This is a genomic window from Streptomyces sp. NPDC004610, assembly GCF_040609715.1.
Classification (GTDB): domain Bacteria; phylum Actinomycetota; class Actinomycetes; order Streptomycetales; family Streptomycetaceae; genus Streptomyces.
This window is the reverse complement of sequence record NZ_JBEXLA010000006.1, coordinates 68,164-83,324: the sequence shown is the minus strand read 5'-3', so window position 1 is coordinate 83,324 and position 15,161 is coordinate 68,164. Positions and strand designations below refer to the sequence as shown.

Here is a 15,161-nt window from a genome sequence, read left to right as displayed (position 1 = left end):
ACGCACCCGCACCCGCCTCCCGGCGCTCCCCGCAAAAAGACCGGCGCCGTGGGCGGGCCTCGTCTTTAGGGGCGCTGGGGGTACCCCCTCTGGGGGAGGAACTGCGCGACCGGCCACGACCCAACCCGCACCCGAAAACCCACCCCCGTCTCCCGACGCTCCCCCATCATGTGACCCATGCGCGCTGCCCGTCTCATCAAAATGGTTCTGCTGCTCCAGTCCCGCCCCTCCATGACCGCCGCCGAGCTGGCGCGGGAGCTGGAGGTGTCGGAGCGGACCGTGACGCGGGACGCGCAGGCCCTGTCGGAGGCGGGCGTCCCGGTGTACGCGGACCGGGGCCGGGCCGGCGGATACCGCCTGATCGGCGGATACCGCACCCGGCTGACGGGGCTCGCCCGCAGCGAGGCCGAGGCGCTGTTCCTGTCGGGCGTGCCGGGCGCGCTGCGCGAGATGGGGCTGGAGGACGCGGCCTCCGCGGCCCGGCTGAAGGTGTCGGCCGCGCTGCTGCCGTCCCTGCGGGACGCGTCCCGTACCGCGGCGCAGCGGTTCCATCTGGACGCCCCGAACTGGTTCCGTGAGCCTCCGACGCCCCCGCTGCTGCCCGCCGTCGCGGACGCGGTGTGGGACGACCGGGAGGTCACCGCCCGCTACCGGCGCGGGGACGGCGAGGTGGAGCGGCTGCTGGAGCCGTACGGGCTCGTGCTGAAGGCGGGGGTCTGGTATCTGTGCGCGCGGGTCGCGGAGCCGGGGACCTTCCGGACGTACCGGATCGACCGGTTCACCGCGATCGAGCCGGGCGCGGAGCGGTTCGTCCGGGACGAGGGGTTCGATCTGCCGGGGTTCTGGGCGGAGCAGGCGCTGCGGTTCGCCCGTTCGCTGCTGCGCGCCGAGATCGTCGTCCGGCTGTCGGCGGAGGGGCTGCGGAGACTGCCGCATGTCGTGGACCCGGTGGCGGCGCGGGACGTGCTGGAGGCGGCGGAGCCGGACGAGCGGGGGTGGGCCACGGTCACCCTGCGGGTGGAGTCCGAGGAGGTCGCCCACACCCAGCTGACGGCGCTCGGTCCGGAGGTGGAGGTGGTGGCCCCGGCGGCGCTGCGCAAACGGTTCGCCAGGGACGCCGGACGGCAGGCGGCGCTGTATCGCGCGGGCGCCGGTCGATAACGATCCGCCCCACTCCGCGTGCGGCTCCGGCGCCGAGGCCCGATGCTTGTGGCGTGATGGACGAGACGGAGTTCTGGGAGCTGGTGGACGCCACCCGCGAGGCCGCCGAGGGCGACCCTGACGAGCAGGCCGACGTGCTGGTCGACCGGCTGCTGCAGTTGGAGCCCGATCTGGTCCTGGACTTCGCCCGGCATTTCGAGGCCCGCTACAACCGCGCCTACCGCTGGGATCTGTGGGGTGCCGCCTGGGTGCTGCTGGACGGCGTCAGCGACGACGCCTTCGACTTCTTCCGCTGCTGGCTGATCGGCCAGGGCCGGGAGGTGTACGAGGGCGCCCTGCACGACCCGGACGCGCTGGCCGATCTCCTGGACGACTTCGACGAGGAGATCGACGGCGACGGGGAGGAGCTGGGGTACGCGGCGGACGAGGCGTACGAGCAGCTCACCGGCACGGTGGCACCGGATCTGGGGATCGCCCCGGCGCCCTCCGAGCCGGAGGGCACGCCGGTCGACTTCGAGAACGAGCGGGTGCTGGCCGAGCGCTATCCCCGGCTGTGGGACCGCTTCAAGGAGTAGGAGTAGGGCCGGGAGCGGGGGTTCCCGGTTTGAGAAGCAGCCCCGGATTGACGGGCTCGATCCCCGCCCTCAGCAACGGGATCCCAGAAGGCACGGCACTCGACGGCGCGGTACTAGACGACACGGCACTCGACGACACGGCGCTCGACGGCACCACACTCCCTGCCACCGCACTCGACGGCACCGCCCCCAGCGGCGGCACCACGCTCGGCCCCGCGGACGCGCCCGTCGTCGGTTCACCCGGCCGCAGGCCCGGTGCCGGGGCGCGGCCCTGGAGGCGGGCCGCGCGTTCCCGGATCTCCGGCAGGCGGGCCGTCAGCGCGGCGCCGGGGCAACTGGTCATGAAGCCGTCGTTGTGCCCGGCGACGGCCGGAAGCACCGCCGGGGTGCCGGAGACGTACCGGCTGAGACTGTTGCTGGAGACCAGCTTGACCCTGCCCCGGGGGTCGGCCCCGGCCAGTCCCAGTTTCCAGGCGGCGAGCCCGGCGATGGCGTCGGTCATCGCCTGCGGCACCTCCGCGCCGGCGGTGAAGGTGCCGATCGCGGCGATCCCGGCGGTGCGGTGGTTGAAGCCCTGGGTGTGGGCGCCGGTGACGGCCCGGGTGATGCCGCCCGCGCGGCCCTCGTAGACGACCCCGCAGCGGTCGACGAGGAAGTTGTAGCCGATGTCGTCCCAGTCGCGGACGCCGGTCTGTCCGGCGGACAGGGCGCGGATGATGTCGGGGGTGTCGGCGCAGTCGTAGCCGTTGGGCGAGTCGGTGTGGTGCACGAAGACGGCGACGACCTTGTCGTCGTAGCGGGGTGTGGGGCGGCCGGGGGCCTCGGGGGCGGCGAGCCAGGCCGAGCGGGGCAGGATCGACGGCCGGGGCGCGCCGTGCGTGGCGGGCCGGGCGGCGACCTCGCGGACGGCCTGCTCCGTGCCCTCGCGTTCGACGCCCCGGGCGCACAGTCCGAGCACGGTGACGGCGGCGGCCCCGGGCAGACAGGCCAGGGCGAGGACGGCGGCGCGGGGCAGCCGGACCGGAGGGAGACGGGGCGGGCGGGGCAGCCGGGGCAGGCGCGGCAGCCGGGACATCGCGCGCGGGCCGCCGTAGCGCCGTAGGGCGTCCCGGGACCGGCGTGACACGTCACGGGAGCGCCGCACGACGCCGTGTGCGGCGTTGCGCCAGGAGGGGGCACGCATGATCCCACTCTGGGTGCCCGCCGGACCGTCCGCGATGTGTGCTGTGCCACCTGGTGGAACCATCGTCCCGGTCCGCGACGTTTTCCGCGGTACAGACGGTGTCCGGCCGATCGCGGGCGGCGCTGATCACCGGTCCCGTGGCGCGCGTGGGAATGGGTGCGCACGGTCCGAGCGAAGGGCGGCACACATGGACCTGCTCGACATTCTGCTGCTTGTGGTGATCGTGGTGTACGCGGCCTCCGGGTACCGCAGAGGGCTGGTGGCCGGCTGCGTGTCGCTGGCCGGGTTCGTGGGCGGCGCGGCGATCGGTGTGTGGATCCTGCCGTGGGTGATGGACCTGGTCTCGCCGGGTACGACGGCGGCGACGGTGACGGCGGTGTGCACGGTGCTGGTGCCGGCCGTGGTGGGCCATGAGCTGGCCGGGCGGCTGGCGCTGCGGCTGCGGCACGAGCTGGACCGGGGGCCGCTCCGGGTGGCCGACGGAGTGGGCGGCGCGGTCGCCAACTCGGTGGCGGTGGTGATCGTGGCCTGGGTCGCGGCGAGTGTGCTGGCGGCCTCGTCGTCACCGCTGCTGACCACCGCGATCCGCGACTCCCGGCTGCTGGGCACGGTCCAGGGCGTGATGCCGGACACCACTCCGGCCTGGTTCTCGGGGGCCACCTCGGCACTGACCGAGGCGGGTTTCCCGCAGGTCTTCAACCCGTTCGAGAACGAGTCGACGGCGGAGGTGGCCGAGCCGTCCGGCGACAGTGTCACGGCCGCCGCGACCACCGCCGCCCAGCGCAGCACGGTCAAGGTGGAGGGCGTGGTGGGCGACCAGGGCCGCGAGGGCAGCGGGTTCGTGTACGCGCGGGAGCGGGTGATGACCAACGCCCATGTGGTGGCCGGTATCGACGCGCCGACGGTCCGGGTCGGCGGCGTCGGGCGGGCGTACGAGGCGCGGGTGGTGCTGTTCGACCCGGACAAGGACGTGGCGGTCCTGTACGTACCGGGGCTGACCGCGCCGGTGCTGTCCTTCGACGACGAGGCCGCGCGCGGGGACGCGGCGGTGGTCGCCGGTTATCCGCAGGACGGCGGTCTGGATCTCCAGGCGGCGACGGTCGCGAGCCGGGTGGACGCGCGCGGGCAGAACATCTACAGCGACGCGACCGTCACCCGGGAGATCTACTCGATCCGCTCCACGGTCCGGCCCGGCAACTCGGGCGGCCCGCTGCTGACCACGGACGGCCGGGTGTTCGGCGTGGTCTTCGCCCGCTCCACCTCGGACGCGCGGACGGGATATGTGCTGACGGCGGCGGAGGTCTCGCCGGACGCGCAGCGCGCGGCGAGCGCGACGGCCCCGGTGGACACCGGTGAGGTGGTGACGACGTGACCGCCGCCGACACGCGCCTCGGCGCTAGAGCGACCGTGCCATGAGCACGTCGTCCACATAGCTCCCGTCGAGGAAGAACTCCTCCGGCTGGACGCCCTCGACCACGAACCCCTCGGACGCGTAGAGCGCGCGGGCGGCGGTGTTGTGGCCGAGGACGCGCAGGGAGATCCGGCGGGCGCCCCGGATGCGGGCCTCCTCGACGGCGGCCCGCACCAGCGCCCGCCCGATGCCGTGCCCGCGGGCCTCCTCGGCGACGGCGAGCCCGCGGATCTGGCGCACATGGGCATTGGAGGCGAGTTCGGTGGGGAACCCGATCCGGACATAGCCGACGACCTGTCCGTCGAGTTCGGCGACGAAGTGGTCGAGCGGGCCGCTGCGCTTGCCGAAGAAGGGCTGGTCGGCCTCCGGACGCGGGCTCACCGCGTGCTGCGGGGACCAGCTCTCCCGGTCGAGCCGGATGAGCGCGGGCTCGTCCTCGGGCAGGGCATGGCGTATGTGCGGTGCGGGCATGCGGATCACTGTACGACCGCCCGCCGCACCGGGCCCGCGGATTTCACACCGCCGCGAGGGCCCCGTGACGTGTGCCGTCCCGAGCCCGGTGAGGACAATGACCGCATGGAACGTTCGCGTATCGCGGTGGCCGGTGCGTCCGGTCTGATCGGTGGCTCCCTGGTCCGCTCCCTGACCGCCGACGGTCATGAGGTGGTACGGCTGGTGCGGCGCGAGCCGCGCGGCGGGGACGAGGTCCGCTGGGACCCGGAGGCGGGCCGCGTGGACACGGCGGGCCTTGAGGGCTGTACGGCGGTGGTGAACCTGGCGGGCGCCGGGGTGGGCGACCGGCGCTGGTCGGACGCCTACAAGGCGCGGCTGCGGCGCAGCCGGATCGGGGGCACCACGGCACTGGCCGAGGCGGTCGCCGCGCTGGAGGTGCCGCCGCGGGTGTTCGTGAACGGCAGCGCGATGGGCTTCTACGGGCTGACCGGCGACCGCGCGGTGGACGAGAGCGCGCCGGCCGGCACCGGGTTCCTGCCTCAGATGTGCGTGGACTGGGAGGCGGCGGCGGCTCCGGCGGAGCGGGCCGGGGTGCGGACGGTGTTCGCCCGGACCGGGCTGGTGGTGGCGCGGGAGGGCGGGGCGTGGGCCCGGCTGTTCCCGCTCTTCAAGGCGGGGCTGGGCGGACGCCTCGGGGACGGCAGGCAGTACTGGTCCTTCATCGCCCTGCACGACGAGGTGGCCGCGCTCCGGCATCTGCTGGACCGCGACGATCTGTCCGGCCCGTTCAACCTCACCGCCCCCGAGCCGCTGACGAACCGTGAGATCACCGAGGCGATGGCCCGGGTGCTGCACCGCCCGGCCCGGTTCCCGGTCCCCTCCCCCGTACTGCGGGCGGTGCTGGGCGAGATGTCCGGCGATGTCCTGGGCAGCCAGCGGGTCCTGCCGGGGCGCCTGCTGGAGTCGGGGTTCGTGTTCGCGTTCCCGGGCATCGAGGACGCGGTACGGGCGGCGCTCCGCTAGGGGGGAGGAGCAGGGGGGCGGGCGGGCAACCCCCGCTCTCCGTCAGCCGCCGGACAACCCGCCCCTTGCCCCCCTCTGCCTCCGTATGCCACCTCTGTGCGACCGTGACCCTGTGCGTGCGCGACTGACCTGGGAAGATCGCCTGCCTACCCTCGATCTGAACCCGGATTTTCCCGGCGGCCACGGGGCATGAGGACTCCACCGGCCGCGCGACCTCAGGGAGGGGCACGTGCTTCAGCCCGCGTATCAGGCGGATGTCGTCGTGGTGGGAGCCGGGGTCGCCGGGCTCTCCGCCGCGCACAGGCTGACCAGCGCAGGAGTGTCGACCGCCGTACTGGAGGCCGCCCCGTGGGTGGGGGGCCGGATGGCGACGGAGAAGGTCGACGGGTTCCGTCTCGACCGGATCGGCCAGTTGCTGTCCACCGCGTTCCCGGAACTGCGCCGGACCCCGGGCCTGGACGGTCTGGTGCTCCGGCCGTTCGCCCCGGGCGTGCTGCTGCACAGTGACGGCCGACTGCACCGCACGGGCACCCCGGCGAACGGAGGGAGCGCAAGGGGCGCACTTCACGCGGTACGCGCCCTGGCGACCGCCCCGCGCTCCCAGCCGCTGCCCCGATCCCCGGCCGCCCTGCCCCGTCCGCTGGGCACCGCCGTCGATCACGCCCGGCTGCGCACCGCGCTGGCCCGGCTCGCCGCGACGCCGGTGGAACGGGTGCTGGCCCGCCCGGAGGCGCCCGCCGGTCAGGCCCTCGCCGCGCGCGGGCTGCCCGCCCGTACCGTCGACGGCTTTCTGCGTCCGCTGCTCGCCGCGCTGCTGTGCGACCCGGAGCTGACCACGTCCAGCCGGTGCGCCGACCTCGCGCTGCGGGCCTTCGCGGCGGGGCGGCTCTGTCTGCCGGAGGGAGGCGCGGAGGCCCTCCCGGAACTCCTCGCCCGGACCCTGCCGCCGGGGACCCTGCACACCGGGGTCCGGGCCACCGCCGTCTCCACGACCTCGGTGACCACCGCGGAGCACGGCGAGTTCCGGTGCCGGGCGGTGCTGCTGGCGACGGACGCGCGCAGCGCGGCGGATCTGCTGCCGGGGCTGCGGGTGCCGGACTTCCACCCGGTGACGGTCCTGCACCACACCACCGACGAACCGCCCCGCACCGGCACCGCGCTGCTCCTGGACGCCGACCGGGGCGGTCCGGTGGCCCACACGGCGGTGGTCAGCGCGGTGGACCCGACCCGGGCGCCACAGGGCCGCGCGCTGATCTCCTCGACGGTCCTGGGGGCGCCCCCGGCCGACCTGGAGGCGGCGGTGAAGTCCCATCTGTCGCGGCTGTACGGGATGGAGACCCGGCACTGGGAGACCCTGGCCGTCCACCACACCGCGGAGGCCGTCCCGGCGATGCGGGCGCCCCACGACCTACGGCGTCCGGTGCGGGTGATGGCGGGCCTGTACGTGTGCGGCGACCACCGGGACACGAGCACGGTCCAGGGCGCCCTGCACTCGGGCCGCCGGGCGGCAGCAGCGATCGTAGGCGACCTGGGCGACACCGGATCCCTCCACAGCGCGGACCCAACACCGACGGCTCGCGCGGCGTAAGGATGACGGGGCTCGTCATACGGCTGACGGCGGGCGGGTGGCCGATCGCGCAGTTCCCCGCGCCCCCAAAGGACGCCGAGACCACCCCCCTGAGAAGCACGGGGACCCCCCAACCCACCACAACCCCAACCCCCTCAGGGGCGCGAGGAACTGCGCGCCCAGCCACCAACAGCCGCCACCCGACCACCAACCCCCACCACCCCCCTCCCAGGGGCGCGGGGAACTGCGCGATCAGCCCCCGACGGCGGCCACCCGACCACCAACCCCCACCACCCCTCCCAGGGGCGCGGGGAACTGCGCAACCAGCCCCCACCCACCCGCACCCGACCGACAACCCCCACCCCCATACCCCACCCCCTACCCCAACCCCGCCACCCGCTCCCGATACCCCCTCACCGGCGCCGCATCCTTATACGGCTCCAACCGCCGCTCGAAATCCCGCACATACTCCAACGCCCGCACAGACCGCATCTCCGCAGCCTGCCCAGCGGCCTCCGCCGCCAACTGGCACGCCTGCTCCAGCTCCCCCAACCCCAGCCGCGCCGTCGCCAGCACCACCCGGCAGAACAACCGACTCCGGGCAAAGGCGGGAGCCCTCAGCTGCAACGACCTCTCCGCATGCTGCGCCGCCGCCCGGAACTGCTGGAGATCCCGGTGCGAGTGCCCCAGCTCATCGGCGAGCTGTGCCTCGTCGAAGAACCGCGCCCAGTGCGGCACCTCGTCCCCGGGCCGCGCCGCCTCCAGCGCGCGTTCGGCCCGTACCAGGGACGCGGTGCAGGCCCGTACCTCGCCGAGCACCCCGTGCCCGCGCGCCTCCGCCGCGTGCAGCAGCGCCTGCACCACCGGCGGAGCCACCCCGCCGACCCCCTGCTGGGCCACCCGCGCGAGCTGTACGGCCTCCCGCCCGTGGCCGAGATAGACGGCCTGCCGGCTCATGGTGACCAGGACGTACGAGCCGTACCCCCGGTCCCCCGCCGCCTGCGCGAGCCGCAGCGCCTGCACGAAGTACCGCTGGGCGAGCCCGTGCGCGGCGATGTCGTACGACGTCCAGCCCGCGAGCCGGGTGAGATCCGCGGCGGCGCTGAACAGCCGGCGGCCGGTCTGTTCGCCGTAGGTGCCGCGCAGCATCGGCTCGCACTCGTGCTCCAGATAGCGCACCAGGGCCTGCCGGGCGTGGCCGCCGCCGTACATGTGGTCCAGGGCGCGGAACAGATCGGCGACCGAGCGCAGGGCGGCGATGTCCCCGCCGGAGACCTTGTGGCGGGGGCCGCGGTCGCCCTGGCCGCGCTGCTTGGGCACACCGGGCCGGGCGGCCTGCACCGGCACCCTCGGCGGCGGCTCCGCGCGGGCCACCCGGTCGTCGGGCTTGCCGATCAGCCAGTCCCGGCTGGGGACCACCAGCCCGGCCGCGGTGAAGGCGATCTTGCGGAGTTCGGCGTGGCTGCCGGAGTCCTTGCGCCACAGCCCGCCGACGATGTCCACCGCCTCGTCGGGACTGCCTGCGAACTCCAGCCCGGCGTAGACGGGTGCGCAGGCGTCCAGGCCGAGGTCCTGGGCGGTGAGCCGGCGGCCGAGGCGGCGGGTGAAGACCTCGGCGATGAGCGCGGGGGTGGTGCCGCGCGGCTGCTGGCCGCGGAGCCAGCGGGTGACGGATGTCTTGTCGTATCTGAGGTCGAGGCCGTGCTCAAGACCGAGCTGGTCGACTCGACGGGCGAGACCTGCGTTGGAGAACCCCGCTTCTGCGATGAGCGCGGCGAGCTGGCGGTTGGGAGTGCGCTGCGCGGGTCGTTCCGTCATCTGCGGTGCGATCTCCTGCCTTCCGGGCCGAAGGGCCCGGATTGCCTGTGAGCAGCCCTTATGGCCTCATGAACGGCGCGAATGTAGCGGAGGGTAGCCAGCCGCTCGCACACTTCCGCGTGCTTTCATCCGATCGTGTGAGGATTGCCTCAAGGGCTGACGCGCGGGGGGCGGACGTACAGTGGCGTGAGCGCATTACGTGCCTGGCACATGGATCGCCCTAGGGAGGCGCTTGCCGTGAGTGGATTGCGGTTCGTCCGCTTGGGATTCGGCGCGGACGCCGTCGAGTACCAGGAGGCGTGGGACGAGCAGCGCCGGGTGCACGCGGCGCGCTTCGCCGACGAGATCGAGGACACCGTACTGCTGCTGGAGCACCCGCCCGTCTACACCGCCGGACGGCGCACCGCGGACAGCGAGCGGCCCCTGGACGGCACGCCGGTCGTCGATGTGGACCGGGGCGGCAAGATCACCTGGCACGGTCCGGGCCAGCTCGTGGGCTACCCGATCCAGAAGCTGCCCCGCCCGGTGGACGTGGTCGCGCATGTCCGGCGGCTGGAGGAGGCCCTGATCCGGGTCTGCGCCGAGTTCGGTCTGGACACCACCCGCATCGAGGGCCGCAGCGGGGTGTGGGTGCTGGGCGACCCGGTGGAGCGGCGCCCGGCGCTGGGCGGGCTCGCCCTGGACTTCGATCCCCGGCTGGCCGACGACGAGTTCGACGCCCGGCTGAACGGCCCGGAGTACGCGCCCTCCAACGCGGGGCAGCGCCGCGAGGACCGCAAGATCGCGGCCATCGGCATCCGGGTCGCCAAGGGCGTCACCATGCATGGCTTCGCGCTCAATGTGAACCCCGACAACCAGTGGTTCGACCGGATCATCCCGTGCGGCATCCGGGACGCCGGGGTGGCGTCCCTGGCGAGCGAGCTGGGCCGGGACGTGACGGTCGAGGAGGTCGTCCCGGTGGTGGAGCGCCATCTGCGCGACGTCCTGGAGCAGGCGGACCCGAAACCGCGCGTGATCGAGACGACTCCGGCGGCGTAGCACCCGCGCACACGGTCGGGCGTACCCTGAAAAGTCGCCGTACCACAGAAACACCGCGGCGGCCCGGAGAACACCGCCGCACCACCGAAACCGATTCGCCGCACCACGAAACCGATTCGCCGCACCACCACCGAATGACTAGGGAGCCGGTCGTGTCCGCAGTCTCACCCGACGGACGCAAGATGCTGCGCCTGGAGGTCCGCAACGCCCAGACCCCCATCGAGCGCAAGCCCGAGTGGATCAAGACGCGGGCGAAAATGGGCCCCGAGTACACCAAGATGCAGAACCTGGTGAAGAGCGAGGGTCTGCACACGGTCTGCCAGGAAGCCGGCTGCCCCAACATCTACGAGTGCTGGGAGGACCGCGAGGCGACCTTCCTCATCGGCGGCGACCAGTGCACCCGGCGCTGCGACTTCTGCCAGATCGACACCGGCAAGCCCGAGGCCCTCGACCGGGACGAGCCCCGCCGGGTCGGCGAGTCGGTCGTCACCATGGACCTGAACTACGCCACCATCACCGGCGTCGCCCGCGACGACCTGGCCGACGGCGGCGCCTGGCTGTACGCGGAGACCGTGCGCCAGATCCACGCCCAGACCGCGGAGCGCGAGGCCGGGCGGACCAAGGTGGAGCTGCTCGCTCCCGACTTCAACGCGGTGCCGGAGCAGCTGGCGGAGGTCTTCTCGTCCCGCCCCGAGGTCTTCGCGCACAATGTCGAGACCGTCCCGCGGATCTTCAAGCGCATCCGCCCCGGCTTCCGCTACGACCGCTCCCTGAAGGTGATCACCGCCGCCCGGGACTTCGGCCTGGTCACCAAGTCCAATCTGATCCTCGGCATGGGCGAGACCCGCGAGGAGGTCAGCGACGCGCTGCGCCAGCTGCACGACGCGGGCTGCGAGCTGGTCACCATCACCCAGTACCTGCGCCCCTCGGTCCGCCACCACCCGGTGGAGCGCTGGGTCAAGCCGCAGGAGTTCGTGGAGCTGAAGCAGGAGGCCGAGGAGATCGGCTTCTCCGGCGTCATGTCCGGCCCGCTGGTCCGCTCCTCCTACCGCGCCGGGCGGCTGTACCAGATGGCCGTCGAGAAGCGGGGTGCGTTCATCGCGGTGCAGGCCGTCTGAGGAGGGGTCAGCCGGGGGTGCCGCACCGCGGGTTGCGGCAGGCGTGTGAATTCGCGCACAAGTGACTACCGAGTAGTAGAACACCGTACGACGCGGCCCCGGCCGTCCGCCCAGATGAGGGCGTACGCCGGGGCCGCGTCGGCGTGCGCGGGGTCCTTATCCAGGTTTCATTGGTGTTTGACCGGTCGGTCACGCCCTGGTAACACCAAGCAGTGACGCTGTACCCACAGCTCGAACTCCCGTTTCCACAGCCATCCAGCTCATCCGGCTCACCAGCTCACCCGGCTCACCAGCCCATCCAGTAGGGGGACCACCATGCAGGCCGCGCCTGTCCGCGCGACGGCGATCCCGTCGTTCACCACCGCCCTGCGGGCCGTCGAGTCGCTGCTCATGAGCGGCGGCCAGCGCACCGCCCGGCGCAACGCCTGGACCTCCGTCCTGGAGGACCGCCGCCGCGCCAAGGACCGGGTCGAGGCCCAGCGCGTCCTCGACCAGACCTTCGCCGCCCGCTCCTGACCGCACCGCCGTCGAAGGCGGCGCGGGAGACACGTAGACTTCGTGGCATGGCGAGGAAGGAATCCGCGGCGGACGCCGCGAACCCCGGGCGACTGAAACAGATCGCTCTGACCTACAAGATGACCCGCAGGGCCGACAAGAAGATCGGTCTGGTGCTCGCGGCTGTCGGAATCGGCATCCTCGGTGTCTTCCTCGCGATCGGATTCTTGATCGGTCACCCCATCTATCTCGGCATCCTGGGCCTGCTGCTCGCCTTCCTCGGGACGGCGATCGTGTTCGGGCGCCGGGCCGAGCGGGCCGCCTTCGGGCAGATGGAGGGCCAGCCGGGCGCCGCCGCGGCGGTGCTCGACAACATCGGCCGGGGCTGGTCCACGACCCCCGCGGTGGCGATGAACCGCAGCCAGGACGTGGTGCACCGGGCGGTCGGCAAGGCCGGCATCGTCCTGGTCGCCGAGGGCAACCCGAACCGGGTCAAGAGCCTGCTGGCCGCCGAGAAGAAGAAGATGAACCGGGTCGTGGCCGATGTACCGGTGCACGATGTGATCGTGGGCACCGGCGAGGGCCAGACCGAGCTGAAGAAGCTGCGCACCACGATGCTGAAGCTGCCCCGGGTGCTGACCGGCCCCCAGGTGACCGCCACCAACGACCGGCTGCGCGCGATGGGCGACCTGATGAGCAACATGCCACTGCCGAAGGGACCGATGCCGAAGGGCATGAAGCTCCCGAAGGGCGGCACGCCCCGCACCCGCTGAGCCATCGGCGGCGCGCCCTACGCCAGCGTCCGGAACGACCGGTCGTAGTAGACCATCGGCGAGCCCTCGCCCAGCCGTACCTCCGTCACCCGGCCGATCAGGACCATATGGTCCCCGGCCGGGTGACGTGCGTGCAGGACGCGGTGTGGAGCCGTTGGGTGTGCCTGACTCAGGTCATTTCTCGGAGAGCCCTTGCCGGTGCTGCAACCACTCCTCGGAAGCCTGGATCATGCGAGAGGTCCAGGAGTCAGGGGCGTCCCCACCGATCTCATGCCACAGTCGAGAGTTGGCGAGGGCGAAGGCTTCCAGGGCCTTCGGCGCGGCTTCCCCCCAGGACGGGACCTGACAAGCCCACTTCTCAGCCTGCTCGGCGCTGTGCTTTCCTGCGGCCATGAGCCAGAGCACCCAGTATCCCGCGTCAAGCCAGGGTGCGCCTTTCGTGGCCCAGGCCCAGTCGACCAGGTATGCACGATTTCCATGAATCAGAACATTCTCGTTGTTCAGATCCGTGTGAAGCAGGGAGTCCCCTTCAAACAGCCGACGCTGTGATGGATCCACATAAGCGCTGAGTCGCTGACCGGCTTCTCTCAGTTCGACAGGAGGGAGCTGCACCCTATTCAGCTGACCAAGGAGGTGGACCATGCGGGACAGGTCAGGAGATTCAGGGCCGTAGTCCGCATGGTGCCCGGCGATGTGGTCAAAACCGAGGAGATCCCAGCCGCTCCCCTTCACCCTCCACAGGAGTTCCGGGGAGATGTCTTTCAGGTACGGGTTCACCTCGGCTTCACGCCCCTGGGTCCATGCCCGACGGTGGTCGGAGCGGAGGCCCTTCACGTGCACATCTCCGGCATCACAGCGCAGGCGGATCGCGAGCTGGCTGTTGAATCCGGAGGCGACCGGGCTCGCTGAGTGAATCCGCCCGGTGTGGGACTCGATGGCTGCTCGAACCGCTGAGGGCAGCTCTTCGAAGGTGGTGCGGGGTGCCATGGGTCCACTCTCCCATTGACACAGCGGGGCCCCACCGAGGCGGGGCTCCGCTGGATGCCGCCCGCTAGCGATAAGGGTTGTCGTCGTTGCACCGGCCTTCGATGTCGGTGGTCAGCTCCTCCACGTCCTCCACCAGGAGCACGGTGTCCGTGCCCTCGTCCTCGATCGGATCGGTGGTCATGAGCCCTCCTTGAATCCGTGCTGACAGTATTGATCCAGCGGCGCTTGCGCCTTCTGGTAGAGCTTGGCCAGCGGCCGGCACACCCGGCACGAGCCCGACAGCTTGCAACCGCCGCATCCTCCGGTGCGGAGCATCTGGGCGTCTGCGATCAGCGGCAGATCCCTGAGACCCCCGGCCCCGGCCGCCATGAGGTCGATGGGGTTCTCGCGTCCGACCTTGCACATCGTCGCCAGGCCGAACGGGTCCAGGTGATAGAAGGTGTGCCCTGCGGGGCATCCTCGGAACACCTCCTCTCGTCCGGCAAATGCGGGGGCCTGGAAGTCAAGCGGACCCCTGTCCCCGTCGTAGGACGGAGAGATGTTGCCGAAGACCTTGTGCGGCACATCCAGGGCATCAGCCAGGGCCTTCATGTCATCGACCTCATGAGCGTTGTGCTCAGTCACGATGAGCGAAAGCTCAAGGGGCAGGTTGGCGGACTTGGCGGCCTTCAGCCCTCGAAGCACGCGCTTGTAGGCTCCACGGGTTCGCGTCAAGGCCTCGAAAGTCTCAGCCGTGGCCCCGTACAGAGAGACCGTGATCTTGTGCGGCGGCAGTTCGGTCAGCACGTCCAGCGTGGGCGGGTGGTCGAGCCGAGACCCATTCGTCAGGATCTCCAGCATCATGCCCATGCTGAAAGCCGTGCGGTATGACTCCAGGAAGTCAGGGTCGATGGTCGGCTCTCCACCAGTGAACTGGAACCACAGAACGCCTGTGTCCCGGACCATCGCCAGGAGCCGGTGTTTCTCCGCAATGGGAAGACCAGCAAAGGGCCGCTTCCAGACCACGCACATGTCGCACGCGAAGTTGCAGCCCCTGTTGATTTCCCAGGTGGCGCGACTGTAGCTGAGAGCCGTCTCAGGGCGGACCAGGACTGCCTGCGGAGCCGGAGCACCGACCAGACTGATACCCCACAACGTTTGTGCCGCTTCGGTGAACCACGTGGGCAGCGGCTCGTCATTCTCCGCACCTCCACGCAGCTCTTCATACTTCTGGCGGGGGAGCTTCATTGCACCTCGCGCTCCGGGGCGAACCGCGACGAATTTCCTGTGCTGGGGACTCACGATCACTTGATGCATGATTTCCTCCGTGAACGCACACATCCTGGGCAAGAGAGCGGATCTCGCCGGGCTCGACCCAGCGGGCCGCGCTGAATCCGGGGGCTGATCCGTGGTAATCCCGTGCGACCGGGAGAATCCGACCGTCGCCCCGCTGAATGAGCGCCTGGCCCCCCACGCCGCCTTGGTGGCTGCGTGTAGCGGCGCAGGAGGTGTGAGTGGAGCCCCGTCCCGCCGGCGCCTGACAGCTCGGGGGAGCCCATCGAGTCATGCCGACGGGACGG

14 protein-coding genes and 1 pseudogene are annotated in these 15,161 nt (G+C 71.8%); 9 read left to right on the top strand and 6 right to left on the bottom strand.

All coding sequences use genetic code 11. The features are described from left to right. Nucleotides 1-177 precede the first annotated feature (177 nt). Nucleotides 178-1,161, top strand: coding sequence for a WYL domain-containing protein (locus ABZX40_RS08415; RefSeq protein WP_355747881.1), 984 nt, complete (start codon nt 178-180; stop codon nt 1,159-1,161). A gap of 56 nt (nt 1,162-1,217) precedes the next feature. Beyond that, nucleotides 1,218-1,736: a DUF4240 domain-containing protein gene (locus ABZX40_RS08410; RefSeq protein WP_355747893.1), complete on the top strand. Its 519-nt coding sequence runs from the start codon at nt 1,218-1,220 to the stop codon at nt 1,734-1,736. Between the two features lie 265 nt (nt 1,737-2,001). Here ABZX40_RS08410 and ABZX40_RS08405 read toward each other — a convergent pair. Beyond that, a pseudogene (locus tag ABZX40_RS08405) lies at nt 2,002-2,811 on the bottom strand (peptidoglycan recognition protein); the annotation flags it as partial. 295 nt (nt 2,812-3,106) lie between these two features. Here ABZX40_RS08405 and ABZX40_RS08400 point away from each other — a divergent pair. Continuing rightward, on the top strand, nt 3,107-4,291 hold the full coding sequence (locus ABZX40_RS08400) for a MarP family serine protease (protein WP_355747878.1): 1,185 nt from the start codon (nt 3,107-3,109) through the stop codon (nt 4,289-4,291). Between the two features lie 24 nt (nt 4,292-4,315). Here the strand turns inward: ABZX40_RS08400 and ABZX40_RS08395 are convergent, their stop codons facing one another. After that, entirely contained in the window at nt 4,316-4,801 is a 486-nt protein-coding gene (locus tag ABZX40_RS08395) for a GNAT family N-acetyltransferase (RefSeq protein WP_355747875.1), read from the bottom strand. 105 nt (nt 4,802-4,906) lie between these two features. On the opposite strand from ABZX40_RS08395, the gene ABZX40_RS08390 reads away from it, so the two are divergent. Further along, nucleotides 4,907-5,806: a TIGR01777 family oxidoreductase gene (locus ABZX40_RS08390; RefSeq protein ID WP_355747872.1), complete on the top strand. Its 900-nt coding sequence runs from the start codon at nt 4,907-4,909 to the stop codon at nt 5,804-5,806. Nucleotides 5,807-6,035: 229 nt separating this feature from the next. Continuing rightward, nucleotides 6,036-7,394, top strand: coding sequence for an NAD(P)/FAD-dependent oxidoreductase (locus ABZX40_RS08385; protein ID WP_355747869.1), 1,359 nt, complete (start codon nt 6,036-6,038; stop codon nt 7,392-7,394). A 357-nt stretch (nt 7,395-7,751) separates the two neighbouring features. On the opposite strand, the gene ABZX40_RS08380 is transcribed toward ABZX40_RS08385, so the two are convergent. Next, the gene (locus tag ABZX40_RS08380; protein ID WP_355747866.1) at nt 7,752-9,191 is read right to left on the bottom strand and encodes a regulator; all 1,440 of its coding nucleotides are present in this window, start codon (nt 9,189-9,191) and stop codon (nt 7,752-7,754) included. 237 nt (nt 9,192-9,428) lie between these two features. Between ABZX40_RS08380 and lipB the strand changes: the two genes are divergently transcribed. The 4 genes from lipB (at nt 9,429) to ABZX40_RS08360 (ending at nt 12,615) form a co-directional block, all read left to right on the top strand. Continuing rightward, nucleotides 9,429-10,229, top strand: coding sequence for a lipoyl(octanoyl) transferase LipB (lipB, locus tag ABZX40_RS08375; RefSeq protein WP_355747863.1), 801 nt, complete (start codon nt 9,429-9,431; stop codon nt 10,227-10,229). 152 nt (nt 10,230-10,381) lie between these two features. Then, complete coding sequence (gene lipA / locus ABZX40_RS08370; protein ID WP_355747860.1) at nt 10,382-11,347, top strand: lipoyl synthase; 966 nt, start codon at nt 10,382-10,384, stop codon at nt 11,345-11,347. A 315-nt stretch (nt 11,348-11,662) separates the two neighbouring features. Continuing rightward, the gene (locus ABZX40_RS08365) at nt 11,663-11,863 is read left to right on the top strand and encodes a hypothetical protein (protein ID WP_355747857.1); all 201 of its coding nucleotides are present in this window, start codon (nt 11,663-11,665) and stop codon (nt 11,861-11,863) included. Nucleotides 11,864-11,910: 47 nt separating this feature from the next. After that, nucleotides 11,911-12,615, top strand: a complete 705-nt coding sequence (locus ABZX40_RS08360) for a DUF4191 domain-containing protein (RefSeq protein WP_355747854.1) — start codon at nt 11,911-11,913, stop codon at nt 12,613-12,615. A 17-nt stretch (nt 12,616-12,632) separates the two neighbouring features. On the opposite strand, the gene ABZX40_RS08355 is transcribed toward ABZX40_RS08360, so the two are convergent. From ABZX40_RS08355 to ABZX40_RS08345, 3 genes are all read right to left on the bottom strand, one after another. Continuing rightward, complete coding sequence (locus ABZX40_RS08355) at nt 12,633-12,752, bottom strand: flavin reductase (protein WP_355747890.1); 120 nt, start codon at nt 12,750-12,752, stop codon at nt 12,633-12,635. A gap of 37 nt (nt 12,753-12,789) precedes the next feature. After that, nucleotides 12,790-13,602: a phosphotransferase gene (locus ABZX40_RS08350; protein WP_355747851.1), complete on the bottom strand. Its 813-nt coding sequence runs from the start codon at nt 13,600-13,602 to the stop codon at nt 12,790-12,792. Between the two features lie 177 nt (nt 13,603-13,779). Continuing rightward, nucleotides 13,780-14,898 (bottom strand): radical SAM protein, encoded by a 1,119-nt coding sequence (locus ABZX40_RS08345; RefSeq protein WP_355747848.1) that lies wholly within the window; start codon nt 14,896-14,898, stop codon nt 13,780-13,782. Nucleotides 14,899-15,161 lie beyond the last annotated feature (263 nt).

What these genes read in the sequence shown, in the direction of transcription:
- ABZX40_RS08415 (WP_355747881.1), top strand. Translation starts at nt 178, where the DNA reads ATGCGCGCTGCCCGTCTCATCAAAATGGTTCTGCTGCTCCAGTCCCGC.
- ABZX40_RS08410 (WP_355747893.1), top strand. Translation starts at nt 1,218, where the DNA reads ATGGACGAGACGGAGTTCTGGGAGCTGGTGGACGCCACCCGCGAGGCC.
- ABZX40_RS08400 (WP_355747878.1), top strand. Translation starts at nt 3,107, where the DNA reads ATGGACCTGCTCGACATTCTGCTGCTTGTGGTGATCGTGGTGTACGCG.
- ABZX40_RS08395 (WP_355747875.1), bottom strand. Translation starts at nt 4,801, where the DNA reads ATGCCCGCACCGCACATACGCCATGCCCTGCCCGAGGACGAGCCCGCG.
- ABZX40_RS08390 (WP_355747872.1), top strand. Translation starts at nt 4,907, where the DNA reads ATGGAACGTTCGCGTATCGCGGTGGCCGGTGCGTCCGGTCTGATCGGT.
- ABZX40_RS08380 (WP_355747866.1), bottom strand. Translation starts at nt 9,191, where the DNA reads ATGACGGAACGACCCGCGCAGCGCACTCCCAACCGCCAGCTCGCCGCG.
- ABZX40_RS08365 (WP_355747857.1), top strand. Translation starts at nt 11,663, where the DNA reads ATGCAGGCCGCGCCTGTCCGCGCGACGGCGATCCCGTCGTTCACCACC.
- ABZX40_RS08360 (WP_355747854.1), top strand. Translation starts at nt 11,911, where the DNA reads ATGGCGAGGAAGGAATCCGCGGCGGACGCCGCGAACCCCGGGCGACTG.
- ABZX40_RS08350 (WP_355747851.1), bottom strand. Translation starts at nt 13,602, where the DNA reads ATGGCACCCCGCACCACCTTCGAAGAGCTGCCCTCAGCGGTTCGAGCA.
- ABZX40_RS08345 (WP_355747848.1), bottom strand. Translation starts at nt 14,898, where the DNA reads ATGCATCAAGTGATCGTGAGTCCCCAGCACAGGAAATTCGTCGCGGTT.